The sequence below is a fragment of the Microcoleus sp. B5-D4 genome (assembly GCF_036705145.1).
Taxonomy (GTDB): Bacteria; Cyanobacteriota; Cyanobacteriia; order Cyanobacteriales; family Microcoleaceae; genus Microcoleus.
The window spans coordinates 86308-111361 of the sequence record NZ_JAUBTV010000002.1; the positions used below are offsets into that span (position 1 = coordinate 86308).

17 protein-coding genes and 1 pseudogene are annotated in these 25054 nt (G+C 46.2%); 7 read left to right on the top strand and 11 right to left on the bottom strand.

The genetic code is table 11. From position 1 onward, the window contains the following. Window positions 1–12 precede the first annotated feature (12 nt). The 4 genes from sixA to QUB10_RS01335 all read left to right on the top strand — a co-directional run bounded on the left by sixA (window position 13) and on the right by QUB10_RS01335 (window position 6893). Window positions 13–507 (top strand): phosphohistidine phosphatase SixA, encoded by a 495-nt coding sequence (gene sixA / locus QUB10_RS01320; protein WP_333198777.1) that lies wholly within the window; start codon window positions 13–15, stop codon window positions 505–507. Between the two features lie 231 nt (window positions 508–738). Beyond that, window positions 739–1884, top strand: coding sequence for a citrate synthase (locus QUB10_RS01325; RefSeq protein WP_333198779.1), 1146 nt, complete (start codon window positions 739–741; stop codon window positions 1882–1884). Between the two features lie 337 nt (window positions 1885–2221). Then, window positions 2222–5731 carry a sacsin N-terminal ATP-binding-like domain-containing protein gene (locus QUB10_RS01330; protein ID WP_333198781.1) on the top strand — a complete coding sequence of 1170 codons (3510 nt, stop codon included), beginning with the start codon at window positions 2222–2224 and terminating at the stop codon, window positions 5729–5731. Beyond that, on the top strand, window positions 5721–6893 hold the full coding sequence (locus QUB10_RS01335) for a hypothetical protein (RefSeq protein WP_333141927.1): 1173 nt from the start codon (window positions 5721–5723) through the stop codon (window positions 6891–6893). Before QUB10_RS01330 ends, QUB10_RS01335 begins: the two co-directional genes overlap by 11 nt. Window positions 6894–7014: 121 nt before the next feature. Here the strand turns inward: QUB10_RS01335 and argZ are convergent, their stop codons facing one another. The 5 genes and pseudogenes from argZ to QUB10_RS01360 form a co-directional block, all read right to left on the bottom strand. Then, entirely contained in the window at window positions 7015–9129 is a 2115-nt protein-coding gene (gene argZ, locus QUB10_RS01340; RefSeq protein ID WP_333198783.1) for a bifunctional arginine dihydrolase/ornithine cyclodeaminase, read from the bottom strand. Window positions 9130–9506: 377 nt separating this feature from the next. Beyond that, window positions 9507–10844, bottom strand: coding sequence for a PAS domain-containing protein (locus QUB10_RS01345; RefSeq protein ID WP_333199004.1), 1338 nt, complete (start codon window positions 10842–10844; stop codon window positions 9507–9509). Continuing rightward, window positions 10818–11111: pseudogene (locus tag QUB10_RS01350) on the bottom strand (PAS domain-containing protein); the annotation flags it as partial. The pseudogene QUB10_RS01350 and the gene QUB10_RS01345, both read right to left, overlap by 27 nt. A 21-nt stretch (window positions 11112–11132) precedes the next feature. Beyond that, the gene (locus QUB10_RS01355; RefSeq protein ID WP_333198785.1) at window positions 11133–12659 is read right to left on the bottom strand and encodes a response regulator; all 1527 of its coding nucleotides are present in this window, start codon (window positions 12657–12659) and stop codon (window positions 11133–11135) included. Between the two features lie 762 nt (window positions 12660–13421). Continuing rightward, complete coding sequence (locus tag QUB10_RS01360; RefSeq protein WP_333198787.1) at window positions 13422–14360, bottom strand: glycosyltransferase; 939 nt, start codon at window positions 14358–14360, stop codon at window positions 13422–13424. A gap of 390 nt (window positions 14361–14750) precedes the next feature. Here QUB10_RS01360 and QUB10_RS01365 point away from each other — a divergent pair, with 390 nt between their 5' ends. Beyond that, entirely contained in the window at window positions 14751–15959 is a 1209-nt protein-coding gene (locus tag QUB10_RS01365; protein ID WP_333198789.1) for an argininosuccinate synthase, read from the top strand. Between the two features lie 424 nt (window positions 15960–16383). On the opposite strand, the gene QUB10_RS01370 is transcribed toward QUB10_RS01365, so the two are convergent. The 3 genes from QUB10_RS01370 to QUB10_RS01380 all read right to left on the bottom strand — a co-directional run bounded on the left by QUB10_RS01370 (window position 16384) and on the right by QUB10_RS01380 (window position 22326). Next, complete coding sequence (locus QUB10_RS01370; RefSeq protein ID WP_333198791.1) at window positions 16384–19026, bottom strand: polynucleotide kinase-phosphatase; 2643 nt, start codon at window positions 19024–19026, stop codon at window positions 16384–16386. 221 nt (window positions 19027–19247) lie between these two features. Then, the gene (locus tag QUB10_RS01375) at window positions 19248–20759 is read right to left on the bottom strand and encodes a 3' terminal RNA ribose 2'-O-methyltransferase Hen1 (RefSeq protein ID WP_333198793.1); all 1512 of its coding nucleotides are present in this window, start codon (window positions 20757–20759) and stop codon (window positions 19248–19250) included. A 115-nt stretch (window positions 20760–20874) separates the two neighbouring features. Then, a complete protein-coding gene (locus QUB10_RS01380; RefSeq protein ID WP_333198795.1) occupies window positions 20875–22326 on the bottom strand; it encodes a GTP-binding protein in 1452 nt (483 codons plus the stop codon). 166 nt (window positions 22327–22492) lie between these two features. On the opposite strand from QUB10_RS01380, the gene QUB10_RS01385 reads away from it, so the two are divergent. Both QUB10_RS01385 and QUB10_RS01390 read left to right on the top strand, forming a co-directional pair. After that, window positions 22493–23311: a type II CAAX endopeptidase family protein gene (locus QUB10_RS01385; protein WP_333198797.1), complete on the top strand. Its 819-nt coding sequence runs from the start codon at window positions 22493–22495 to the stop codon at window positions 23309–23311. Window positions 23312–23406: 95 nt separating this feature from the next. After that, window positions 23407–23766 carry an S-layer protein gene (locus tag QUB10_RS01390; protein ID WP_333198799.1) on the top strand — a complete coding sequence of 120 codons (360 nt, stop codon included), beginning with the start codon at window positions 23407–23409 and terminating at the stop codon, window positions 23764–23766. On the opposite strand, the gene QUB10_RS01395 is transcribed toward QUB10_RS01390, so the two are convergent. The 3 genes from QUB10_RS01395 to QUB10_RS01405 are packed head-to-tail and all read right to left on the bottom strand — an operon-like array spanning window position 23763 to window position 24949. Next, window positions 23763–24029 carry a DUF3146 family protein gene (locus QUB10_RS01395; RefSeq protein WP_332958583.1) on the bottom strand — a complete coding sequence of 89 codons (267 nt, stop codon included), beginning with the start codon at window positions 24027–24029 and terminating at the stop codon, window positions 23763–23765. The genes QUB10_RS01390 and QUB10_RS01395 overlap by 4 nt on opposite strands. After that, a complete protein-coding gene (gene pth / locus QUB10_RS01400; RefSeq protein WP_015176009.1) occupies window positions 24026–24688 on the bottom strand; it encodes an aminoacyl-tRNA hydrolase in 663 nt (220 codons plus the stop codon). Before pth ends, QUB10_RS01395 begins: the two co-directional genes overlap by 4 nt. After that, entirely contained in the window at window positions 24689–24949 is a 261-nt protein-coding gene (locus QUB10_RS01405; RefSeq protein ID WP_333198802.1) for a TatA/E family twin arginine-targeting protein translocase, read from the bottom strand. Window positions 24950–25054 lie beyond the last annotated feature (105 nt).

A 25054-nucleotide genomic window follows, 5' to 3' on the forward strand; every position in this document is an offset into this window, starting at 1 on the left:
AGGACTGCCACAGTGCATTTATATCTGATCCGGCACGGTATCGCAGCCACACCCGAAGAATATGATACAGACTCAGAACGCCCCCTGACTAAAGAGGGCGATCGTAAAACCCGGAAAATTGCCCAACGGCTGTACGAACTCGAAATTCAGTTTGACTTGATTCTCACCAGTCCCCTACTGCGGGCGCAGCAAACCGCCCAAATCCTGCAAACAGCCGGTGTGAGTTCCCAAATAGAAGAATCCGCCGCCCTCGCACCTTCAGGAGACATCGGGAACTGGCTGGAGTGGTACAAACAGTGGCAGGAAATAGGTAGCCGCAGCTTGGCCCTGGTAGGCCACCAACCCGATTTGGGCAACTGGGCAGAAACTTTGCTTTGGGCTCGATCCCAAGATGCCCTGATTCTCAAAAAAGCAGGTATCATCGGCTTAATCCTCCCGGAAACCGGCTCCCCAGTGGGCCGCAGCCAAATGTTTTGGCTAACTGCGCCCAAGTTTTTGCTCCCCTAGAAACAGCGAACCGCGACATTAACAGGACGTGCCAGCAGTCTTAAAACCGCATTCTGGGACGGCGAAACCGGGAAAAAGAGGCGACAATACGCAGCGGTGCGATCGGGCTATCTGTTGAAAAACCCGGTTTCTGAACCCCAATTAAATGATTATTTGTCAAGACTGCGACACTATCTTGGTTTCTGGTAATGTACTTTTATGTAGATTGAACTCACACAAAACGGTATCGCAATGGTCGTCGGCGAATTCAAACCAGGTTTAGAAGGTGTTCCCGCCACCTTGTCCAGCATTAGCTACGTCGATGGACAAAAAGGGTTGCTGGAATATCGCGGGATTAGCATCGAGGAACTGGCACTGAAAAGCTCCTTTCTCGAAACTTCATATTTATTAATCTGGGGGGTACTTCCGACAAAGGAAGAACTCGAAGCTTTCGAGCATGAAATTCGCTATCACCGCCGGATCAAATATCGCATCCGGGACATGATGAAATGCTTTCCAGAAAGAGGACATCCCATGGACGCCCTGCAAGCTTCAGCGGCCGCTCTGGGCTTGTTCTACTCTCGCAGAGCTCTGGCTAACCCAGCATACATTCGAGAAGCTGTAGTGCGGCTGCTAGCTAAGATTCCCACAATGGTAGCAGCGTTCCAGCAAATGCGACGGGGAAATGACCCGGTGCGGCCGAGGGATGACTTGAACTACTCGGCTAACTTTCTTTATATGCTCAACGAGCAAGAACCCGATCCGCTGTTAGCTAGCATTTTTGACACTTGTCTGACTCTCCACGCTGAACATACAATTAATGCCTCTACATTTTCGGCAATGGTAACAGCTTCGACGCTGACAGACCCTTACGGAGTGATTGCTTCAGCAGTTGGCACTTTGGCGGGGCCGCTGCACGGGGGAGCTAATGAAGAAGTGATTGATATGTTGGAGCAAATTGGTTCGGTAGAAAATGTGCGGCCTTTTGTCGAGAAGTGCGTTGCAAATAAGGACAAAATTATGGGCTTCGGTCACCGAGTTTACAAGGTGAAAGATCCGAGGGCAACTATTCTCCAAGGGTTAGCAGAACAGTTATTTGAGAACTTCGGTCATGACGATTATTACGACATTGCTGTCGAGTTGGAAGAAGTGGTTGAGGAGAAATTGGGTCACAAAGGAATTTATGCAAATGTAGATTTCTATTCGGGTCTAGTTTACCGAAAAATGGGAATTCCGATCGACTTGTTTACACCGGTTTTTGCGATCGCCCGTGTTGCTGGCTGGTTGGCCCACTGGAAGGAACAGCTAGAGGCAAACCGCATTTACCGCCCGACTCAAATATATACGGGCACTCACGGTGAGCCTTATATTGCGATCGAGGACAGACTGCCATCCTAAAGCAAAATTATCAACGCATATCTGAAAATTGTGAGAGGAATTGTTTTGATTTCGTGAGGTGTTGAATTAACAATTGCTTTCGCCTTCCGAGTCAGGAAGCAATTTCTGTCTGCCAAAAGCTGCCTTGCTGGGTTGCACCCCTCTTGTATGTTGTGCTGTTTGTTGGCGACAATAGTAACAAGTGACGATTTTCAGGAACTCCGGTCCTCAGACTTGCGGGTCTGAGGTTTTTTATTGCAAAATTACGAATAGCTTTTGTAAAATGCTCTCTCTTGCATCCTGCTGGTATTTACACTTTAGCTTGTATAGTATTAGGTAGAAAGCAAACAGAACATCTATGGCTTACAGCGACAGCGAAATTGAGGGCAAGTCTTTCTACCAATCCGAACCCTTAATCGCCCGATTGAGGGGAATTATCCGAGACTATCCCGAAGGCGTCGGGATTCTCAAAGAGTTGATCCAAAATGCTGACGATGCGAAAGCCTCGCGGGTAGAAATAACTCTGGATTGGCGCAACCATCAGGTCAAAAACTTGCCGGACGATCGCATGATACAGCTCATGGGGCCGGCGATGTTGGTCTACAACGATCGCGTGTTCGCAGACAAAGATTTTGACAGCATTCGCAGTCTGGGACAAAGCGAAAAAGCGCGAGATTTGCAGAAAACGGGTAGATTTGGCGTCGGGTTTAATGCAATATATCATGTTACAGATTATCCGAGTTTCGTATCGCGCGATCGCATCATCTTTTTTGACCCTCACGGCGCGGCGATTCCCGGCACTTCCCGACAAGAACCGGGACGCGAATGGAATTTGGCAGACGCTAAATGGTACGAAAAATATCCCGATTTTATGCAAGTCTACGCAGCGGGAGGATTGCCATTGGGAGATACAAATTTTCAAGGCACTTTGTTTCGCCTGCCTTTAAGAAGTGCAGAACACGCGGGAAATAGCGAAATTCGCAAACAAGCTTTCACCGAATCAAACGTTAAGGAACTGCTAGACGAACTGAGGCATTCCGGTGAAGAACTTTTGCTATTTTTGAAATCGGTTCAGGAAATTAGAGTTTACGAAATTCCGGCAAACAGTCAAGAAACCAGGCAAGAAATTCTGGCGATTGTCACCAAAAATCCGCAAGAAGTCCGAGAAGCGCGGCAAAAACTCCTCAATGCAATTCCAGAGACTCCCGACAAACTGCTGGAATTGTGCCGCCGCAATCCTGACGGTTTGGTATCGGTTTCTTACCGTCACGAGATAGAAACGATTAGCTGCTATCGCACAATCAAGTCTACTTGGAGAATAGTCAGTTTAATTCGCACAGACGAAGGCGGCGATTTGGCAAAAGTCATAAAAGCAATGTACGAAAGCCAAGAAAAAGTCTTGCCTTGGGCGGGCGCTGCTGCTAGAATTAATGCTGTTAGTACCGAGGGAAATCCTCAACCTGTTTCCGGCAAAGTTTACTGTTTTTTGCCGCTTCCCCTGGAAACCGGGCTGCCGGTTCACATCAACGGTTTTTTCAACTTAAATAGTTCGCGGGACAACCTCAGCAGCGACAGCGGACAAACTGGAAAAGACAGGCCGAGAGCTATTTGGAACGGGCTACTCGCGCAGCACGTTTTGTCCCGCGCTTGTGCTAACTTAATTGTCGATTTAGTGCAAGATATCGGACGGTTTAAGCCAGAAGAATTTTACCAACTTTGGCCGGTTAGCAAAATTACTACTAGCAAAGCTCTGGAAGAACTGTACTGCTTTGTAATCAAGTTATTGTATCAGAGAGAAGTTGTGCGATCGGCTGTAGAACATACTGTAACTGAGGGTCAAATTAACGGGGCAGTCATGTCACCGACAAGATGGGTGACACCTCCGACAGTCAAAAATATACCCTCGAAAAAGTGGTGGGACGACTTATTAGAACCGCTGGGTGCCGATAATATCGATGTTCCAGATCCGCCATTGCCCGAGTCGATTTTGGCAGCTTTTAAAGATGCAGATTTGCCCTTGTCAACATTCACTGCTGCCAACTTGCGAAAGCATTTAACCGAAAATAAACCGCTAGGCGTTTCGTTGCTGGATGCACCGAAAGCCAGTCTGCGAAATCGGCAGTGGATTGGGAATCTGCTGCGTTATTGTCTCAGCGATAATTGCCAAGATTTGCGCGGTTTGCCGCTAGCTATTCTCGCTGACAATACTTTGCAAGTATTTGGGTATAATGCGATCGGAACCATCTACATTGCAGATGAGGCGCAGAGGGAAATATTTGCCAATTATCCAAAATGGTTTCTGCACCTAGATTTAACTAAATTATTGCCTGCATACAATCTAAATGGCATCTCTAACATGACTGCTGCGGAAGTAGCGAAAAAATTGGTTAATGTCATTGGTTCAACTGCGTCAGAAATTGATTGGAATCCCGATGCACCGCATCCCCCAAATGCAGAATGGTTGACTTTAGTTTATAATTATTTTTACAATATCAGTCCCAGATATTTGTCGCAAGAAACAGTCGAGCAATTGAAAAAAGTACCGCTGGTTCCGGGAAATCATGGTAAGCTTTATAAAGTGGGAACTGTTGACACTCCTTTGTTGCGCGGCGATAAAATTGAGGCGGAAACAATTGCAGCAGTGCAGTATTTTGGGGCGACACTTGTCAAGGCACCAGCAAAACTTGAGGGGGCGATTGAAAAATTTGCCGATCGGCATAAAAATCAATTAGTCTATTTTATCACCGGCCCGGATATCCTAGACACAGTATATTCGCGGTGCGATCGAGGTTTGCCGCCCTACCACCAACAGCATTATACCTCTCTCCTCAATTTCCTGGCAGCTTCAGAACCAACAAATTACGACCAAGATAGCCTCAACAAGCTGCGTCAACTACCAATTTACCCCACAACTTCCCACGAAATAGTTTCCCTCAACGATGAAAATGTCTACCTTCCGGGCGGTGGATACGAACCGCCGGAAATTGCAGGTACGTTGAGGCTTTTACGCATAGAAAAAAACAGGCAATGGCTGCGAATGTTTCAAGTTTTGCAAGTTCCGGTACTGAATCGCGCTAGACTGATTCGCGAGTGCTTGTTGCCTGAGTATGCCTCTTTTGCCCCTGAAGAACAATTAATCGCGCTGGCGTGGATTCGAGAGCATCTGAGTGAAGCTTGCAAAGAACTAGAAAAAGCAGGAGAGAATGCTGTTTCATTCCAGGAAGAGCTGAAAAAGGCGCGTTTGGTACGCTGTAGCGATCGCAGGTTACGCTCTGCCGAATTAATTTATCATCCCGAAAGTCAAGTAATCCGCCACATTCTAGGAAATTTAGCAGCTATTCCCGATAGGGAATTTTACTTGCAAGATTATCCACTATGGCTCGAATTTTTCGATACTTTGGGTATGCGAAAAACGTTGAGTGCAGATGACATTTCAGTTTGTGTTGACAATCTAATTCAAACCGCCAATCGTTCAGGTGCAGGCACAGTAACCGATGCTTGTATTGCCGTTTTTAACTACATAGTTGATAATTGGGAGGCACTAAAATATACCAAAATTGGGAATACCAACAAAACACTGGCTGAAACACTCGCAGATAAGCCTTGGGTTCCTGTCGAGCAAAATCCTCAAAAGTTAAGCCAATATCCCGGCGCGGCGATACCTGAACCGAGGCTGTATCGCGCTAAAGATGTCTGTTTCATTCAAGATGTTCGCTTAGTTGCTAGCCAAAAATTTTTATTTGCACGCCCTGATCGCGACTTGCTGAAGCCCGAAATCAGAACTGCACTTGGTTTTCAGCCTGTAGATACCACTACAGTTATCGACCACTTTGATACACTAATCAAAACTTGGGAAAATGACAGTTGAAATCACGACATCCGACGCTCTAAACGCACATTTACAATCAGTAAAGGCAATTTACAAGTATCTCGATGATACTTTCATCAAAGGCAGTATTTCCAGCGAACAACGCCAGCAAATTCAAAAGCGCTTTGCTCACCGTCAATGTCTGTGGGATGAGTCTAGGGGTAAGTTTTGGCGGCCAAAATACGCTTTTTTGGATGACGTGCCTTTTTTCGGCAACCGCCGCACAACTATAGCGGTTTCTCATCCATTTTCCGAAGTCTATCAGCTTTTGGGACAAGGGCGATCGCCTGTTGTACAAGATTACCTAGATTTTCTCGAAGAATTAGCAGCAGAGTACAGCAACACACCTTTAAACGCAGCAGATAAAAACTCTGCGATCGAGGTCATCGGCCGTCTAGAATCTCAACAGTCATTAGAAGGCTGCACAGTTAAAAACCCACCGATTCTTACTGCTAACATCACACTTGCTCCCGCCTGTCAAGTTCTCATCCCCGACGCACCTTGGCGCAAAGATTACATTGATCCCAACCAGATACTGCACCAGCAAATCTCCCCAAACTTTGCCAAAGCTGCGGGAAGTCTTTCTTTATTAAAAGATGTGATTGAACATCCGACGACGGTCAAAAATGCCCTAAATGCTAAAAGTAATGATTGGTGTCGAGAATGGCAAAATACGCTAAATTCCCCAGAATTTATATCGGGTTTAAAGCGGCTGATTTTCCACGAGCGCGACTCGGAACCAATCCTCAATATCATCTGGATTGCAAAGGCTAAAGTTTCGCCAGCTAGTCAAATTCATGTAGATTTATTCTGGAAGGGTGAAACCAAAATCGCGGCATCTATACCGGGGACTCAATACTTTGATGAGTTGAATAAAATATTTCATATTATCAGTAGCAGTAGCAGATACATTATGCTCTGCTATTTAGCAGAGAGTATTAATGCTCGACTCGGCGAATATGCAGTGCAAAATCTGCTGCCGCTGGCAAGCATTCTGGATGCTGAGCCGAACAATATTAATGCTTTGCTAAATGAGTTGCGAATTAGGTCTTTACCGGGCGATTTGTCTCCCGTCACCGCCCCTAATTTAGAAATTACATCCTCTGCAGGAGAAAAGGGCGATCGAAAGGGCGATCGCTCAATTTATTGGGGCGCATTTTGAGCGATTATAATGAGCATTATTATCGGCTCTGTAAGGTGCACATTGTGCACCCTACCAGCCTCTATTCTTCAGTCCGCGCAGGCGGACTTCGTTTGTATAGACGCGGTTTCAACCGCCGAATCTAAACAGATTGAGCTACATGATGGCGGCTAGTCAATTTATCCAATTGATTCACCAACAAACTTAGGAACAATCCGACATCGGTAACAACTCCAGTAGATTCGATCGAACCCCGATCGCTCAATTTCGTCACCACCGCCGGATTAATGTCCACACAGACCATCTTCACACCAGCCGGCGTCATATTTCCCACACCAATTGAGTGCAGCATAGACGACAGCATTAACACCATATCCGCACCTCGTAACAGCTCAGTATATTCTTCTTGAGCCTTAACTAAATCCATTTGCGTGTCAGGAAGTGGGCCGTCATCGCGGATCGAACCGGCAAGAGAAAACGGTATATTGTTCTTCACGCACTCGTACATCACACCGTTAGTAACCAGGCCTGCTTCAACAGCTTTTGCAATACTCCCGTAACGCCGCACAGTGTTAATTATTTTCAAGTGGTGCCTGTGTCCGCCACGCACAGCAACACCGCGTTTCATGTCAACCCCTAAAGAGGTTCCCATATTCGATTGTTCCATGTCGTGAACTGCGATCGCATTTCCGCCCAACAACGCTTGCACGTAACCTTCGCGAATCAAATGCGCTAAATGTTCGCCACCGCCAGTGTGGATAACAACAGGCCCCGCCGTAACTACAACTTTGCCACCGCGATCGCGAATTTGGCGCAATTCCCACGCTACTTGTTCCACCACCAATTCTACGCGGCGTTCGCTAGAAACGCTGCCCGACATAAAGCTGAATTCTTGAGAATTGCGCTGTTCCCGCGATTCTGTTTTGCGGATGGTGCGGATACCCACTACATCAACAACGACTTTTTCTCCTACTTTTAAATCGCGCAATAATTTGCATTTAGCCACTGGGCCATCAGCAGTTTCAGTAATAGCAACAGCACCATCCATCCGCTGATTTTGCGCTTTCACCCACTGACCATTTACCCGCACTTCTGTGGGATAAATTGTAGTTACATAAAAGTCGTCCGGGCCGACACCATCTTGCACTACCGGTTCTAAAATAGCGTCGCAAATCTCTTGTGGTGGCGGCACTGCACCCAAGTCAATCAGCATTCCCATCATTTCTTCCATCACATCGTGGGAAGGAGCCGAAACTTTAACGTCCGCAGATGATGTGCTTTGCCGCTGCTCTCCCAGATTGAAATTGAGCACTTGGAAACTGCCACCGAGATCGACAATTAAGTCTAAAGCGCGGCTGATTAAACCTGCATCGAGCAAGTGACCTTCCATGCGAATTGTGCGGCTTTCTACCATCACGTTTGCCGATCGATCTTCTTGCACCGGTTCCGTTACCCGTAGCGTCAAACACTTACAGGCGCCGCCCGCTTTCAGAAATTCGCTCATCGGCGTTTCAATTACTTGAAAACCGGCCTGAGTAATGCGCGATTTTAAGGCTTCGCTAACCTTGTTCATTACCACAACTTTGTCAATATTGACCGCATTGCAGGCAAAATTTGCGGCATCGGCTTCTTCAATAGCAATGCGTTTTTCCGGCGCAACTCGCATTTCAATTAAGCGGTTTGAGTAGGAGTCAAATGCTGCTGGATAGTAGAGCAAATAGCCGCCTGTCAGAGGACAAAAACAGGTGTCTAGGTGATAGAAACGTTCGTCAACTAAACGCAGCGAAAGCACTTCTATGTTGAGCCATTTTGCTAGTAACGGGTGCGAGTCGAGTTCGGAACGGAAGCCGTATCCGGCCCACAACCAGCGTCCTTCGCGATCGAGCAAAGCATCGCCAGCGCCCTCAAACGGCAAGTCTTTCGGGAGTTCGTGCACGGTGAAACCTTTGCTTTCAAACCATGCTTTGAAATAGGGTTCTTCGCCTTGGCGTTCTTTGTGATAGAAACGGCTGAGGACGAAGGTATTGCCTAAAAGTAAGCCTGCGTTGGCGGTGAAAACCATATCCGGCCAGCCTTTTGCGGGCGGTACGAGGTCTACAACGGCGTTGTCTTTGAGGACGTGGTAGAGTTTTTCCCACTGTTCGACGGCGCGATCGCGCGATGATTTATGGACATTTCCCTCCATCCACGGATTAATCACGTAGTCTACATCGTAGTGGTCGGGAGCGCACATGAGGAAGCGAATTGAGTCAGTCATAATTCAGTAAAAATGTGGTAGACGCTACAGCAGACGTATGTTGACAGAGTTTGTATAAGAGCAACTGTAATATTCACTACTAATTTTAGCAGCGCAACGTCTGGAGCCCCAAAAGGCTAACTCTTTAATATATCATGTTTAAGATGAGATTACACTAAGTGACAGACCGTTCGCAGGAAATACTGGAGAAAATGTCAGGTTATGACGCACTGTAAAATAGGTTCTGATAGACGATTAATATCCTGTGCGTTGAATTGCCCCTAATCTGACGGTGCAGGGGCGTTTACGCTCGTCTGTGGCTGATATTATAGATTGTTGGTGAACCCGCCCCCACCAGAATTAGGGTTAATTTACCCGACATGATATGACAGCTTCTCCTAACTTTCAACTTTCAACTTTTGCGAAATCGGCAGTTCGATCGCAAATTCTGTTCCCCGGCCAACTTCTGAATGACACTCCAACTTACCGCCGTGGGTGTCTTTAACTATTTGGTAACTAATCGACAACCCTAAACCAGTGCCGCTGCCGACAGGTTTGGTAGTAAAAAACGGGTCAAACATCCTTGACTGAACTTCGGGAGGGATACCGGGCCCGCTGTCAACAATCCGCACACACACTTGATTTTCGCTGCTGAGTTCAGTAACAATGCGAATCTGGTGAACTTTGCAAGTACAGTGGGCTGATGACTCTTCTATAGCGTCGATCGCATTCACCAGCAAATTCATAAATACCTGGTTTAATTGAGCCGGATAACACTCGACTTTGGGCAGTTTCCCGTAATTTTTAATAAGTTGAATTTCCTGACGTTTTGGCTGTGACTGCAATCGGTGCTGCAAAATCACCAAAGTGCTCTCTATCCCTTCATGAATGTCTATTACTTTTCGCTCTGTTTCGTCAAGTCGCGAAAAGTTTCTCAAAGACAGCACTATCTGCTTAATTCGGTTAGCACCCTCTTGCATTGAAGCCATGATTTTGGGGAAATCGCCAGCTATAAAATCCACCTCGACTTCTGCCAATTCTTGGGCTATTTCAGGAACTGGTTCAGGATAGTATTGCTGGTAGAGCTCGATCAATTTTACCAAATCGCGAGCGTACTGTGCGGCGGGAATAATATTGCCGTAGATGAAGCTAATCGGGTTATTAATTTCATGGGCTATTCCGGCTACCATTTGCCCGATACTTGACATTTTTTCGGATTGAATAAGCTGAGATTGAGCCTTTTTTAAGTCGGCCAGAGTTTGTTCTAACTGTTGCGCTTTTTCTCGTTCTCGCTGTTCGCTAAATTGCAACTCTACTTCGGCTTGTTTGCGATCGCTAATATCAATATGGGTGCCCGTCATCCGCAAAGGATTTCCCGAAGCGTCGTGTTCCATCACCTTCGCTTGAGCTAAAATCCACTTCCACTCGCCGGATTTTGTCAGCATCCTAAATTCCACTTCGTAAGTAGGATTTTTGCCTTCCAGGTGAGCATTTAGCGCTGCTTGAGCCGGAGACAAATCCTCTGGATGTACCAGTTTCTCCCAGGATGCAAAACTATTTTCTACCTCCTCTACTTCATATCCCAGCATCATTTTCCACCGAGGATTAAAATAGACTTCTCCCGTGGCCAGATTCCAATCCCACAATCCCATCGCACTGCCTTCAAATGCCAGATAAAAACGTTCTTCGCTAATTTGCAAAGCTGCTTCGGCTTGTTTTCGATCGCTAATATCCATCACTGTTCCCAACAGTTTGATTACTTCCCCAGTATCGCTAAAAACAGCTTCTCCCCTTCCTTCCACGTAGATAATTTGACCGCTAGGATGCAAAAACCGGAACTCTCTTTTGTAGGAAATTCCTTGTGAGATAGTCAGGCTGACTGTTTGTTGAAATAATTCTCTGTCGTCGGGATGACACATCTTTAAAAGTTGGGCAGATGTCGGTTCAGTTGCACTTGAGTCAAGACCAAAAATGCGGAATACTTCTTCTGACCAAGTGATTTTATTTGTGACTAAATCAAATTCTCAACTGCCGATATGGGCAATTTTCTGGGCTGCTGCTAGACTAGCTTCGCTTTGTTGAAGTTTAAGTCGCTGTTGTTTATCTTGTTCGAGAAGATTTGCTTGAGCGATCGCAATTCCCATTTGTGCCGCCACAGTTTTCAATAATCCGATCTCATCTGGTGTCCAGTGGCGCGGGCGATCGTACTGGTGCAAGCATATCATTCCGTTGGCTTTTCCCTGGTAGGAAGTGCGGATGGATATCATCGACTTCAAACCTATTTGACCGCACAAATCTCGGACGTTTTCTAGCAGCGGTTCGGAAAAAACATCGTCAGAAACTACAGCTTGATCTTGGGACAATAAAAACTGAACGTGAGGATTGCCATCTATGGGTATTTCTAAATCTAAAAGGGATTTGAATGCGGATTTTCTGTACTCAGCGACATTAACAATTCTGGGAATAGGGTGTTCTGTGTAGGTGTGAAACAAGCAGCAATCCGCATTAAAAATACGACCAATTTGGGCCGTCGCTGTTTGAAAAACTTGCTCCTGCTTTAAGCTGTAGCGAATTTCCAGAGTAATTGTTTCTAGCAAAAATCTTTGCTTAATTTGCCGTTCCAAAGCAGCTAAAGCTGTTTTAAGTTCGAGTTCTGCTTGTTTGCGATCGCTAATTTCAGTAGCGGTTCCTAAAATTTTCCAAGGTTTGTCGTCGGGTGTTCTGGCAAACACTGTATCCACGCTAACAAACCACCGATATTCACCATTTTTGTGCTGAATTCGGTACTCACACTCAAAGCTTTCACCGTCTTTTGCTGCCTCAATCCTGCTCAGGTGTTCTGAGAATCCTGGCAAATCGTCAGGGTGTATTAAGTTAGGAAGAAATCCTCCTGCCATCTGCTGGATTTCTTCAAGGGTGTAGCCAATATCGCTATATATTTCGCGGTTGATATACAGAGTTCGCTGTTCAATCAAATCGGAAACGTACAAAAGATTAGGATGTGTTTGAATTACTGCCGACTGCCAGCGTTGGCTGTCTCGGAGTTCGGCTTCGATCCGCTTGCGTTCTTCTATTTCTGCTTGCAATCGCGCATTTTGTGCTATAATTTGTTTATAAAGACGGCTCAGAAGCAGTTGATTTTCGACGCGACTCACCACCTCTTCTGTTTGGAATGGTTTAGTAATGTAGTCTGCCGCCCCCAGTGAAAAAGCTTTGACTTTATCAAAAACTTCATCGAAACAGCTAATAAAAATCACAGGAATATCTTTGGTTTGCGGACAAGCTTTTAGCTGTTCGCAGACTTGATAGCCATCCATACCGGGCATCATGATGTCCAGCAAAATCAAGTCTGGTGGACTCGACAGAGCAAAGTTAAGAGCCAATTTGCCATCTCGTGTCGGCCGCACTTTATATCCCCGCTTCGACAAAAGCTGGGATAAAAGCCGCAAGCTTTCTGGATGGTCGTCCACCATTAAAATATTTTCTTGTAATACAGTGTTTTGAAGTCTAATTGTTTCTAGTCTGGGATTTTTATCGTCAGTTGTATTCACAGCAAACCCTCCAACTATTCAAGTTGTATATGTGGGAATATTTTTAAAATCATTAACCGCTTGTAGCTAACACTCTCCGATGAACCAGCACAACTATTGACTATATAGCACACTCCTAAATTATCTGTCATTATATCAAAAACAATGCTCTTTTGAAAATGTTGGTGGCTCAAATTCTCGGAGCCCAGTGAGAAAACAGCAGAGATTCCTCAAATCACAGGCCAAGCAAGCAATTTTGATTAAAGGGAAAACTTTTACTTGGACAATTTTTAATTTTTATAACCAGGTTTTTCCTCCCTTTACCAGGTGGCTCTCTATTGTATTTTGTCACTAGATACCCACACTCGAAAGGTTAATTAAAACAGGCCGGAACATGGGTGTCAACTTAAGACTAAAGTTCTTTTTTTTTCTGGTTTGTATCCATGTCTTGAGTTCCCTAAATCCAGGGCGGTTTCATTTTATTGTAGGGGCAAACCCCCCGTGGTTCCACCGATGCCTGAAATGTTCATGAAATCATCTCTGGGTGGGGGTGGCCATTCTTGGCACCGCCCCTACAAAAGCCGGGTTTTTCGTAGGGAAATCCCCCCGTGGTTGCCCCGAAACGGCCCTGTTCCCTAAATCCCTCTTCTGAAGCAGCGCTAGGGCAGTGTAGGCATAATTGTCAAAGAGTATACCTTTACTAATTATGAGCTTAAGTTGACACCAATGGGCCCTGAAAAACTCCTACAATATATTATATTTTATTTGCGCTGTCGGGCTGATTTATGGTATCCTGTTCTCTGCCTGCAATTCCCCGCAAGCGGCGTACACGGCTTTCACGTTATACCAATTCAGAAAAATCCGAGCAATTTCTAAAGCTAGCTGGGGCTTGCCTTGGTCAATCAACCACTGCAAAAAAGGAGTCATCGTTCGCTCGTTAAGCATCCCACCTAATGATAAAACTCCCCACAGTATTTGGTGCAAAACAGTCATTTGAATCATCATCCGTACTTCCCAACTTGGGTGTTTTTGATAAAATAAAACTCCCATTCTACCGCGCTGAATTTCGCGGTCAATCATGCCCGGAATTTGCTCTAAACTAAAAGGTGGATGCCAGTGATAGCCGACCGCCGCCGGACATTTAATGAGTTTTAAACCTAATTTTTTCAACCTAACTCCCAACTCTAAATCTTCCCATCCGTACAGTTGAAAGCGATTGTCAAAAAGTCCAGCAGCCAGCAGCCAGTGGCGGGCGATCGCCACATTTCCCGTAGCAAAATAAGCCGCCGAAAAATCGGTGATTTTGTAAGGTTCTGAGGTAGGATTGTCGAAATTGCAAGTATTAATCACGCTGCCGTAAGTAAAAACAGCATCAGTATCTTTGTAACCCTGTAGTAAAGCATCGGCGTGTGCTTGCAAAAAATGCTCTGTTACTACCAAATCGCTGTCAATAAAAATAATCGTATCGCCCTTAGCATCTTCAACGCCCAAATTCCGGGCAGCGGCGGGGCCTTGGTGAGATTGACAGATCGATCGCACATGAGGCAACAAGTCAGCATTTGTGGCCAACCACTCCAGCGTCCCGTCCGTCGATCCGTCGTCCACGACAATTACTTCATACTCTCTGACAATCTCACCGAACTGCTGATTTTCCAAAGCCAGTAGACATTTTGCCAAAATCGGTTTACGATTATACGTCGGAATCACAACACTAAAAAACACGGCTTTTCCCCATCGCCACAGTTACCGTATCCCACGGTAGCAGATTTTTCGCAGCAACTCCCCCGGTAAATAGCCAAGTTTAGCAAAAAAAGAATATATAAATCTGTACTATTTCTGACAAGAATCGATCTCAATTAGGTGCATAATGAAAAGTCGGTTAAATATCACATCTTGCACCATTCTCCAGAACAGGCAAGATGCCTGTTCCACAAAAATTTAATTTTATTGTGGGGCCGGCATCTTACACTATTCTCCCGAACAGGCAAGATGCCTGTGCCACAAAAATTTAATTTTATTGTGGGGAGTAGGGGTTGGGCCGAAAAGCCCGCCCCTAAAAGGCTGATTCACAGCGGGTGCAAGATGTCAGTTAAATTCAGGATGTAAATACCAATGAGTCGCGCTAAAAAAGTTGTCCTAGCATATTCCGGCGGAGTCGATACCTCCGTCTGCATTCCTTACCTCAAAAACGAGTGGGGTGTTGAAGAAGTAATTACTCTGGCCGCAGATTTGGGACAGGGAGACGAATTAGAACCGATCCGCAAAAAAGCTTTAGCATCCGGTGCTTCGGAATCTTTAGTTATTGATGCTACGGAAGAATTTGTCAAAGACTATGCGTTTCCAGCGATTCAAGCTAACGCACTGTATGAAAACCGTTATCCCCTTTCGACTGCCCTGGCTCGCCCGCTGATTGCTAAATTGTTAGTAGAAGCTGCCCAAAAATACGGTGCAGATGCGATCGCCCACGGTTGTACAGGTAAGGGAAACGATCAGGTGCGGTTCGATGTGTCGATCGGCGCGCTCAACCCCAAGATTAAAATCTTAGCACCAGCGCGGGAGTGGAAAATGAGCCGCGAGGAAACGATCGCATACGGCGAAAGATGCGGCATTCCGTCGCCCGTGAAAAAGTCTTCGCCTTACAGTATCGATCGCAACTTATTGGGAATGGCAATCGAAGCCGGAATCCTCGAAGATCCTTGGGCGGAACCGCCGGAAGAGGTGTATTTGATGACAAAGGCGATCGAACAAACTCCCGACACACCCGAATACATAGAAATCGGTTTCGAGTTCGGAAATCCTGTCACTTTGAACGGCAAAGAGTTATCACCAGTCGCCTTAATTTCCCAACTCAACGAAATAGTTGGAAACCACGGAGTCGGCCGGATTGACATGATTGAAAACCGCCTCGTCGGGATTAAATCGCGGGAAATTTACGAAACACCAGCGATTTTAGTTTTGATGCACGCGCACCGAGACTTAGAAAGTTTGACGCTGACAGCAGATGTGACGCGGTACAAGCGAGGCATCGAAGAAACCTACAGCCAAATGATTTACAACGGCCTGTGGTACAATCCTTTGAAAACAGCTTTAGACGCATTTATTCAGGACACGCAAAAGCGAGTAACTGGAACCGTGCGGCTCAAACTATTCAAAGGAAATGCCACGATTGTCGGCCGCAAATCTGACAATTCTCTGTACAGTTTCGACTTAGCAACCTACGGCGCAGAGGACGAATTCGATCACAAAGCTGCCGAAGGATTTGTCTATGTTTGGGGACTACCAACCCGCATTTGGTCGGAGAAAAATAGAGGTTACAAATAGGAGGCAATTAGGGTTAAAAACCTGATGTTAAGCCAATACGGCTCAGTTAAGCTCGATCCCCCCTAGCCCCCCTTAAAAAGGGGGGGACAAGAAATTACTCTTGCGTCCCCCTTCTTAAGGGGGATTTAGGGGGATCTCCGAGGACTAAATAGTTTTAACTGAACCTTATTGGATGTTAAGCCGCCGATTCGCGGAATTAAAGTAGGGTGTACATGGCGCACCTTATTTGCCGCAGTCGCCCAATCGGTGCCAATTACCTAAGTTCTGAGTTAGTAAGATACAGTAATAATTGGTAATTGGTAATTGGTTGTTTTCCTAATAATTTGTTAAATTGTCTTCAGACAAATTTAGCTTTGAGGCAGGGGTTTAAACCCCTGCCAGATTACTGTCAAGTCGAGATTTTCGCCTGCTTTCTACCTTCCGATTACAGCCTCGGATCTACAGGTTCGCTCTCCATCGCTAAAACTCCGAAAACGCACTCGTGAACTTGTCTCAAAGGAGCACCCGCAACAAATCTCTCCAATGCTTCTACACCGAGAGCAAACTCTCGCAACGCCAAAGAACGCTTGCCGGAAAGCCCGCGCGATCGCAGTTTTTCTAAATGTTCCGGCAAAGAATATTCCAGACCATAAATAATTCGCAAATACTCTTTACCGCGACATTTTACCGCAGGCTGTACGAGTCCTTTCCTATTTTTAACAATAAAATCCATTGGTTTAACAACCATTCCTTCGCCTCCCGCCGCCGTCAGTTTTTCCCACCATTGAATCCCTGCCAATTGGCTGTCAAAATCTGCAATTTCAACTATTTTGTATTCAGTAGCTAACAGGAATTCCGGGTCAGCTTTACAAATTTGTGAAATCTGTTCCATGTGCCAACAGTGATTTTTGTCAGTGTGAACAGTTCCCTCGGTTGCCAAGATGTGGAAAGGCGCTAATTTGAGGTCTGAGATGGATTTCACTGGCCAGCAGTAGCGCTGGTAGGCATGAACATAGCGATCGGCTAGTTCGGCTCGTTCTTGGTAGCTGGTTAGCAAAGAATTAATTTCAACTCCCCGCTGGTTTGCCTGTTCTAAGTTCTTAATCGCCTCCGCAAACCCGTGACGAGATGCTGTTCCCACGGCGGCGTATTGCTCTTTCAATAAACCTTGAGCTTTGGCTGACCAAGGCATTAATTCGCAGTCCAAACACACCCAATCGGTTTGAAAATTCTCCCAAAAATTGCTCGCAGTGAGAGCGACATTTACCCGCGCTAAAAATTCTGTTTCTAAGGTAGAATTATCGAAAAAATGCCGTCCCGTGCGGGTGTAGCAAATGCCCATACTCTCACTGAGAATGCCAAAGCGGCGTAAAGCTGCCTGTGCGTCGCGGCAAACAATCGCAACTGCACGGGAACCCATGTGCTTTTCTTCGCACACAACTGTCGGTATGCCCTGCTGTTGGTAGTAGCTAAATGCTTCGGCTGGATGTTCTAAAAATCCAGGTTCGTTGGAGGTAGCAGCGGGAGACATTGTGGGCGGCAAATAAATCAGCCATTTGGGATTGGCGGCAAACCGACTCATTACTTCTAGGGCTGCGATCGCATTTTCTTCTTTAATCGTAATGTTACTTTGCAGGCGAGTGGAAATAATGCGTTTTCCGAGTACGTCGCTAATGTCCAGTACGTCATCAAACTGCTGTTGGACGGTGATATTCACTGCGGCCAAACCGCTATTGATAACGGGTGAATTAATGTCTGTATTGTTAAGTGGAGTTCGGCTGTCTTGAAAGAGGATCGGTTTGGCAGGTTCGCAGTAAATTCTAGCAGCAGGAACGCTGACAAATTCTCTTTCGGGATACCGCAAAGCTGTTAGTTTGCCTCCGAAAACGCAGCCGGTGTCAATATCAACAGTATTGTTCAACCATTCTGTTTCTGGAACGGGGGTGTGTCCGTAAACAACCGCTGCCTGACCTCGATATTCGGCGGCCCAATTGTAGCGGACGGGCAAGCCGAATTCATCGATTTCGCCAGTTGTTTCTCCGTACAACGCGAAATCTCGAACCCGGCCCGATGCGCGTCCCTGAAATTCAGCTTTCATCCCGGCGTGGGCGACGACTAATTTTCCGCCATCGAGGACGTAATGCCCAATCAAACTATCTAGAAACTGGCGGATTTCTCGTACTGCTGATTCGCGGGATTCATCCGGTAAAGCGGCAATTTCTGCTAAGGTTTGTTCGAGTCCGTGGTTGATTTTGACATTTTTGCCGTTGAGTTTTCGCAGCAGTTTGATGTCGTGATTTCCAGGCACGCATAAGGCTGTTTCTGCGAGTACCATGTTTCGCACGAGTTTGAGGGTGTCGAGAATGCGCGGGCCCCGATCGACCAAATCTCCCAAAAACACGGCTTTACGCCCTTCTGGGTGCGCGTAGGTGGGAAAATTCCCCAAATCGGATTCGCTGGATTTTTCGATAATTTGATAGCCCAACTGTTGCAGCAATTGTTCCAATTCGTCGCAGCATCCGTGAACGTCGCCGATGATGTCAAAAGGGCCGCAGTCGTGTTTGCGATTGTTCCACAAAGGTTGTCTCTCGACTTCCACCGCGTCGATTTCCTCTGGAGAACGGAGGACGTAAACGTACCGAAATCCTTCCCTATCTAGAGATTTGAGCGATCGCTTTAAATTCTGAACGTGGCGGCGAATTACATGATTTCCGAAATTGCGGTTTGCACGTTGTTGATTGCGATCGGCACACAATTTTTCGGGTAAATCTAGCACAATAGCAACCAAAAAGCAATGATATTTTCGGGCTAATTCCAACAAAGGTTTGCGGCTTTCCGGCTGAACGTTGGTGGCATCAATCACAGTTAGCTTACCTGCGGCCAGACGTTTAGCAGCGATTAAATGCAATACTTCAAAAGCATCAGCGGTGGCCGCTTGATTGTTTTCGTCGTCGGAAACCAGACCGCGGCAGTAATCCGAGGAAATGATTTCTGTAGGTAGGAAATGCTGTCGCGCAAAGGTGGATTTGCCGGAACCGGATGCACCGATGAGAACGACTAGGGATAGTTCTGGAAAAGTAATTTTCATTGTTTAATAATATAGATTTTTTACTCGTTTACTCGTTCGTTTACTCGTTACCAGGCTGTGCCTGGTAACGCAGATCCAGAGGCTCTGCCTCAAATTCTGATCGAACCTCGCGAGGCAGAGCCTCTGGGCATCGGTTCCCAGGAATATCCTGGGAACCAGTTAATAGATTTTTTACTCGTTTACTCGTTACCAGGAATATCGTGGGAACCAGTTAATAGATTTTACATCTCGAATATTGCCATTTGCGTAGGCGAACCTACTTCTAAATCTTCAGTTCCCACACAACAAAACTCTACCCCACAGCCAAACCGTTCGGCAACCCCTTTCGCCCAAGTTTGAAATTCGACCCTTGTCCATTCAAAGCGGTGATCCCGGTGGCGAAATTTACCCGCAGGCAAGTTTTCAAAGCGAACATTATATTCAATATTTGGAGTTGTGACGATCGCACTTTTGGGTCGGATAAATTCAAACAAAACGCGCTCAAAAGCAGCTAACCGTTCTAAATCCAGATGTTCGATCACTTCAATTACCGCCGCCGCATCAAAACCAGTCAAGCGGCTGTCCCGATAAATTAGCGAACTTTGAATTAGTTGAATCCGAGATTGCTGTGCGGGAGACAATCGATCGATTTGCAAACGTTCCCTGGCAATTTCCAATGCACGAAAGGACACATCGACGCCTGTAATTTGTTCGATCGAGCTTTCTTTCAAAAGCAATTTCAGCAGTTTTCCCTCACCGCAGCCCAAATCTACCACTCGCTTAGCACCACTTTGCTTTAAAACCTCCGTCACAGCTTCCAAGCGCTCTTGATTCAAGCTAATTCGCTGTTCTAAAACTTCCTCTTCTTGCTGATGAGAAACTTCGAGATACTCAGGGTCAATATTATCTTCTTCTGCTAATTGTGCCACAGCAATTCGCGTCAGACGGCGCTGGCGTTTCAGATAGCGGTTGGCAATTTGTTCGCGGGCGGGATGCGCGTTCAACCAACCTTCGCCGTGATGCAATAACTTCTCAATTTCATCATCGCCCACCCAATAATGTTTGTCGTCATCCAACACGGGAATTAGCACGTAAAGATGGCTTAACAAATCCGCCAAACGAACTGTATTTTGCAGTTCCACAGAAAAGTAAGGACTCGCGCCCCAATCGGGAAATTGCTCGTCAAGAATCAGGGGTTTTGCTGCGACTTGATAGCCAAGCGGCTCAAACATTTGCCGCAGGAACTTCTCGCCACCGCGACAGGGCAAAACCGACAGATTAACGGTCAAAGGAATAGCTGTTTCTGCGAGTTCTGGGCGGTCTTTGCAGCGACCGGATAGAGCTGTACTAAAGACTTTAGCGAGGGCGACACTGAGAAAAGAAGAGGCAACGTAGGGGCGATCGTTCACGTATTGTTCGAGAGGGCGATCGCCCGATTTCGACTTGCCCCGCACCAAACCCACCGGATCGACATCTAAGAGTAAAGCCGCCGTGCACCTTTCTGCATTTGCCTCTGGATAAAACACGCTGGCTTGCCCGAAAGTCATCGGAAAGGATTGATGGCGATCGGGATGTTTGTGCAGCAAATAACCTAAATCTGTAGCAGGAACGCGAGTTGTAGAAATCGTTAATAACATAATATTAGGAATTGGGCATCGGGCATCGGGCATCGGGCATTGGGCATCGGGCATCGGGCATCGGGCATTGGACATCGGGCATCGGGCATCGGGCATCGGGCATTGGACATCGGGCATTGGTTATTGGTAGTTCCTCACAAATAACAAATAACAAATAACTACTCACTGTCGATAATTAATCCGTGTATCCGTGTCAAAATCCGTGTCGTGCCTTCTTCCTTTTTGCTTCTTCTCACTGCAATTTCTGTTTTTCCACACTGCCCAAATCCAACTTAGCCCGCAACTCTTCCTTAATCCGATTTAAAATAGAATCCTCATCCAAAGAAGACAAAATCTTGCTCACCACAGCCTTTGGCCCATCATCTCCCCAAGAAGCACCATTAGCCAAATAAGCCTTAGTAACTTGACCGATACCATAGGAAGAAACCCCCGCGATCGCAGCTTGCGTCACCGCCACAGACAAATAAGGCCCTAAAGCCAAACCCCCGGTCGCCGGCGTCGCCAAACCCAACAATCCTTTCAAAGAACTCAAACCAAAATTAGCCAACAATTCGCCCGCAGTAATTCCCCCCATACTAATCGCAATCTTTTGCAGCAATTCCACCGCGCCCGCTTCCGTCATCGCAATGCCGTAAACTTTAGATAAAGTTAATATCATCACCACATCAATTACCGCACCGCTAAGAATATCAACTACAGTAATTGGATTAAGTGCGATCGCCACAGCTTTAGTCATTACCCCGTTCCAGATAATGCGATTAGCTGCGTCATCTCGAATCTCCATTTTTCGCTGCACCAACTGCTCGTTAATATCCCCCGCACAGAGCATCGTATTCAGCGCGACCAAAGATTTGCCTTCTCGGTCTAAAATCTCCAAAATCTTTAATTTTAAATCTTGCACTTGTGGCAAACTGCGAGTCATTTGCACGCCCATACTTCCGTCGGGACGGCGCACCGCCCTCGCCGTCAAAGGCGAAGCCGCCGCCATCACAATTTCATCGGGAGACAACAATTCTCTCACGCGATCGTCTCGAATTTTATGATAAATTGCCAGCCTGTCTGCATCAGGATACTGGTCAATTTTATTAAACACTAATAACATCGGTTTTCCGGCTTCCCGCAACTGCGAAAGTGCTGCGTATTCCACCTTCGTAATGTCGCCAGCAACTACAAACAAAATCAAATCAGCTTGTTGAGCAACGCGGCGGGCTAAAAGTTCGCGAGTTTCGCCGTCAACTTCATCTATTCCCGGAGTGTCGATTAATTCTACTTGCGACAAACGGTAAATAACTGGCGAAAGTCTATCGGGCAAATTCTCATCAATTCCCTCTCCGACATCCCACTGCCCGATAGTCGTGGTGCGAGTCACCCCGTGAGTCGGGCCAGTTTCAAACACATTTTGACCTAGCAGCGCGTTCAAAACCGAAGATTTTCCCCTTCCCACCATCCCAAACACAGCTATTTGCACGCAAGCGCGCTCTAGCTTGTCGAGCATTTTCTCCAACCCGCCAATTTCCGGTTCTAGTCCAGTTCGCTCTTGAACTGTCAAGTCGAGATTTTCTACTATATCTCGCAGAGCATCTTTAGCGTGGCGCAGGTTGAGTTCTGCCTGAATGTCTGCGAAGCTTAAAATTGTGTCATCTAATTCGCGATCGACATTTGAAAAATCCGAGGCTTCAGTCATTGTTCCCTTATTTTATAGTTCTGTTTTGTTTAAAGTTTCAGCCAATACAATGCTATTCTAGCTTTCTCTGTCTGCTTTGTACAGATATCTCAAATCTCTCTCTGTGAACTCTGTGTACTCTGTGGTTAAATAATTCCGAACCAATCTTATTTTTTTTTAAGGATCGATGACTAAATTAATCCAAATAGCCAGTTATCCATTCTTTTTCCGAATTCCAATTTTTTTGGTAGCTTTATTGTCAATCTGGTTGCCATTAGCAGCACCAGTTTACTTGTTAGTTAAAGACAGCAACCTCGCAACTATTCTAACTATGGCGCTGTTGTTTACAGAGTTTCTATTTTTGGTGCGGTTCTGGGGAAAACAGGTTTACGGACAAACCCAATTACTCAAAAGTTACGGTTTAATCAATACCCGAAAAAACGGTTTTGAGCTTTTAATCGGATTGGCGATCGGGCTTTTGCTCACTTTCAGCTTATTTGCGGTGCAAGGGATCTTCGGCTTAGTCGCGTGGCAAAATTCTGATAATTTGCCGAGAATAATCGCAGAAGGGCTGTTAAGCGCCCTTGGAGTCGGTTTTGCCGAGGAGTTGGTATTCCGGGGTTGGTTGCTGGACGAGTTGCAGCGGGATTACAATTATAAAATATCTCTGTGGGCGAATAGCCTGGTGTTTGCCCTATCTCATTTTATCAAACCTGTCGCCGCTATGCTGCGGAGTTGGCCGCAGTTTCCGGGGCTGTTGTTGCTGGGTTTGATTCTGGTTTGGGGAAAAAGATCGCGCCAAAATCGCCTCGGTTTGTCGATCGGGCTTCATGCAGGTTTAGTCTGGGGATATTACATCATTAACATCGGGCAGTTAGTGCGATATTCGGCATCTGTTCCCGACTGGGTAACAGGAGTTAACGGCAATCCGCTAGCTGGGGCGATCGGGCTGTTGTTTTTGAGTGTATTGGCTGTGGGAATGCGAAAATCAGCCAGTAGTCAGTAGTCAGTTGTCCGTTGACTGTTGTCCGTTGACTGTTGTCATTTTATCAATGACCAATGACCCATTCCCAATGCCCAATTCCCAATTCCCAATTACCTATGAAAGTCACGATTTTTGCCGCAGCTATACTGCTAATTAGTGCCAGCTTTTCGGCTCCCGCCAATGCACAAAATACCGAACCACTCAAGCCAAATACTTCTTTAGTTCAAGTGCAGCAAACGCGAGAACAAATTCTCAATGCTTGCGTGCAGAATCAGGCTGAAACCCTGCCAAATCCTTTTAGCGATGTACCTTCCAATCACTGGGCTTACAAAGCTGTTTTGACAATGTATTATTGCGGGCCTTACCGAGAAGGGATGAACCCTGCTTTAATTAAAGAATCACTGGAACCGGGAGATACTACTAGAGAAAGTTTGCCTTCCCCAGCGCTTTATCCCTTCCCATTACCAAGATTTTAAAACTCAGCCCGAACCGTAAACGAATAATCCCCACCTGGTTCTAATTGATAATCCCATTTTTCCAGAAAACGGTGCAGCGGTTCCTGAATCAATGCCCTACCCTGAGAAGGCTCAAGAATCAGTGTTTTTTCTGACGTGAAACGCCACTGAAACTGCCACTCAAAATTGCCGGCAGTCACTTCACCCTCAATCGTGCCTTTTTGCCAAGATTGGCCTGTAACCCGGACATATGCAGTTGTTTCAGGCAAACGTCTCGAACTCACCTTTTTGTTTCCGCGTTTGTTTCTGCAATTGTGCGACTATTGTAAAGGCTCATGGCTTTTTCTACTCCTTGGTGCAGACTCAGTTCCACAGCTTCTACAACCAGTTTAAGCACTTTCTCTACTAACTGACTTTCCTCTGAAGAAAATTTTCCTAACACGAAGGAAATCGTATCTTTCTCATTTTTAGCAGCATCGTTTTGAGGTTTGCCGATGCCAATCCGCAACCGGGGAAATTTGTCTGTACCTAAATGAGAAATTGTCGATTTCATCCCGTTGTGTCCGCCGGCAGAACCGGCAAGCCGCATTCTCAATTTCCCGATCGGCAAATCCATATCATCGTATACTATTAATACCGACTCCGCAGGTATTTTGTACCAATCCGTCGCCGCCCGAATCGCTTGACCCGACAGATTCATGTAAGTAAGCGGTTTCAGCAAGCGGATTTTCTGTCCCCGCGGCCGGTTTCCCTCGCCAAATATGCCTTGAAATTTGCGATTTTCCGACAGCGAAATCTGCCAAGATTTAGCCAAGGCATCGACAGCATTAAAGCCTATGTTGTGTCGGGTGCGATCGTATTTAGGTTCGGGATTTCCCAACCCAACTATTAGCTGGGGAATCACTAACTCCGCTGGTGTTTCCGACTTCTGAGTGTTGTTCATTTAACTGTCTGTGCTATCTTCCTTGGGAGTAGCCGCCGTGAGTTTTTCAGTTGCCGGTTTGCTGCTAGTTGCTACTGCTTCTTCTAACTGCTTAGCTTCCCGCGTGAATTCCGACTCAAAATCCCGCGAAGCGTCTTGAAAGCCCCGAATTGCCTTCCCCATACTCCGGCCGATTTCAGGTAATTTTTTCGGACCAAACACCAATAGGGCGATCGTAAAAATAACTGCCATTTCGGGCAAACCAATGCCAAAAATATTCATGGTTTTTCTCCAGCAATTTGTTTAGTTACTTCTTGTTTATTTATGGCAAAAGTAATCGGAAAGGGTAAGGAAAAACGGGAAAACTTAGCTTTTGCCCTTTCTCCT

Excerpts from the sequence above, each read along its gene's own strand:
- QUB10_RS01390 (WP_333198799.1), top strand. The coding sequence starts at position 23,407 with ATGAAAGTCACGATTTTTGCCGCAGCTATACTGCTAATTAGTGCCAGC.
- QUB10_RS01335 (WP_333141927.1), top strand. The coding sequence starts at position 5,721 with ATGACAGTTGAAATCACGACATCCGACGCTCTAAACGCACATTTACAA.
- QUB10_RS01375 (WP_333198793.1), bottom strand. The coding sequence starts at position 20,759 with ATGCCCGATGTCCAATGCCCGATGCCCGATGCCCGATGCCCGATGTCC.
- QUB10_RS01325 (WP_333198779.1), top strand. The coding sequence starts at position 739 with ATGGTCGTCGGCGAATTCAAACCAGGTTTAGAAGGTGTTCCCGCCACC.
- QUB10_RS01330 (WP_333198781.1), top strand. The coding sequence starts at position 2,222 with ATGGCTTACAGCGACAGCGAAATTGAGGGCAAGTCTTTCTACCAATCC.
- QUB10_RS01370 (WP_333198791.1), bottom strand. The coding sequence starts at position 19,026 with ATGAAAATTACTTTTCCAGAACTATCCCTAGTCGTTCTCATCGGTGCA.
- QUB10_RS01365 (WP_333198789.1), top strand. The coding sequence starts at position 14,751 with ATGAGTCGCGCTAAAAAAGTTGTCCTAGCATATTCCGGCGGAGTCGAT.
- QUB10_RS01405 (WP_333198802.1), bottom strand. The coding sequence starts at position 24,949 with ATGAATATTTTTGGCATTGGTTTGCCCGAAATGGCAGTTATTTTTACG.
- QUB10_RS01385 (WP_333198797.1), top strand. The coding sequence starts at position 22,493 with ATGACTAAATTAATCCAAATAGCCAGTTATCCATTCTTTTTCCGAATT.
- QUB10_RS01380 (WP_333198795.1), bottom strand. The coding sequence starts at position 22,326 with ATGACTGAAGCCTCGGATTTTTCAAATGTCGATCGCGAATTAGATGAC.
- QUB10_RS01345 (WP_333199004.1), bottom strand. The coding sequence starts at position 10,844 with ATGGATATTAGCGATCGAAAACAAGCCGAAGCAGCTTTGCAAATTAGC.
- argZ (WP_333198783.1), bottom strand. The coding sequence starts at position 9,129 with ATGACTGACTCAATTCGCTTCCTCATGTGCGCTCCCGACCACTACGAT.
- pth (WP_015176009.1), bottom strand. The coding sequence starts at position 24,688 with ATGAACAACACTCAGAAGTCGGAAACACCAGCGGAGTTAGTGATTCCC.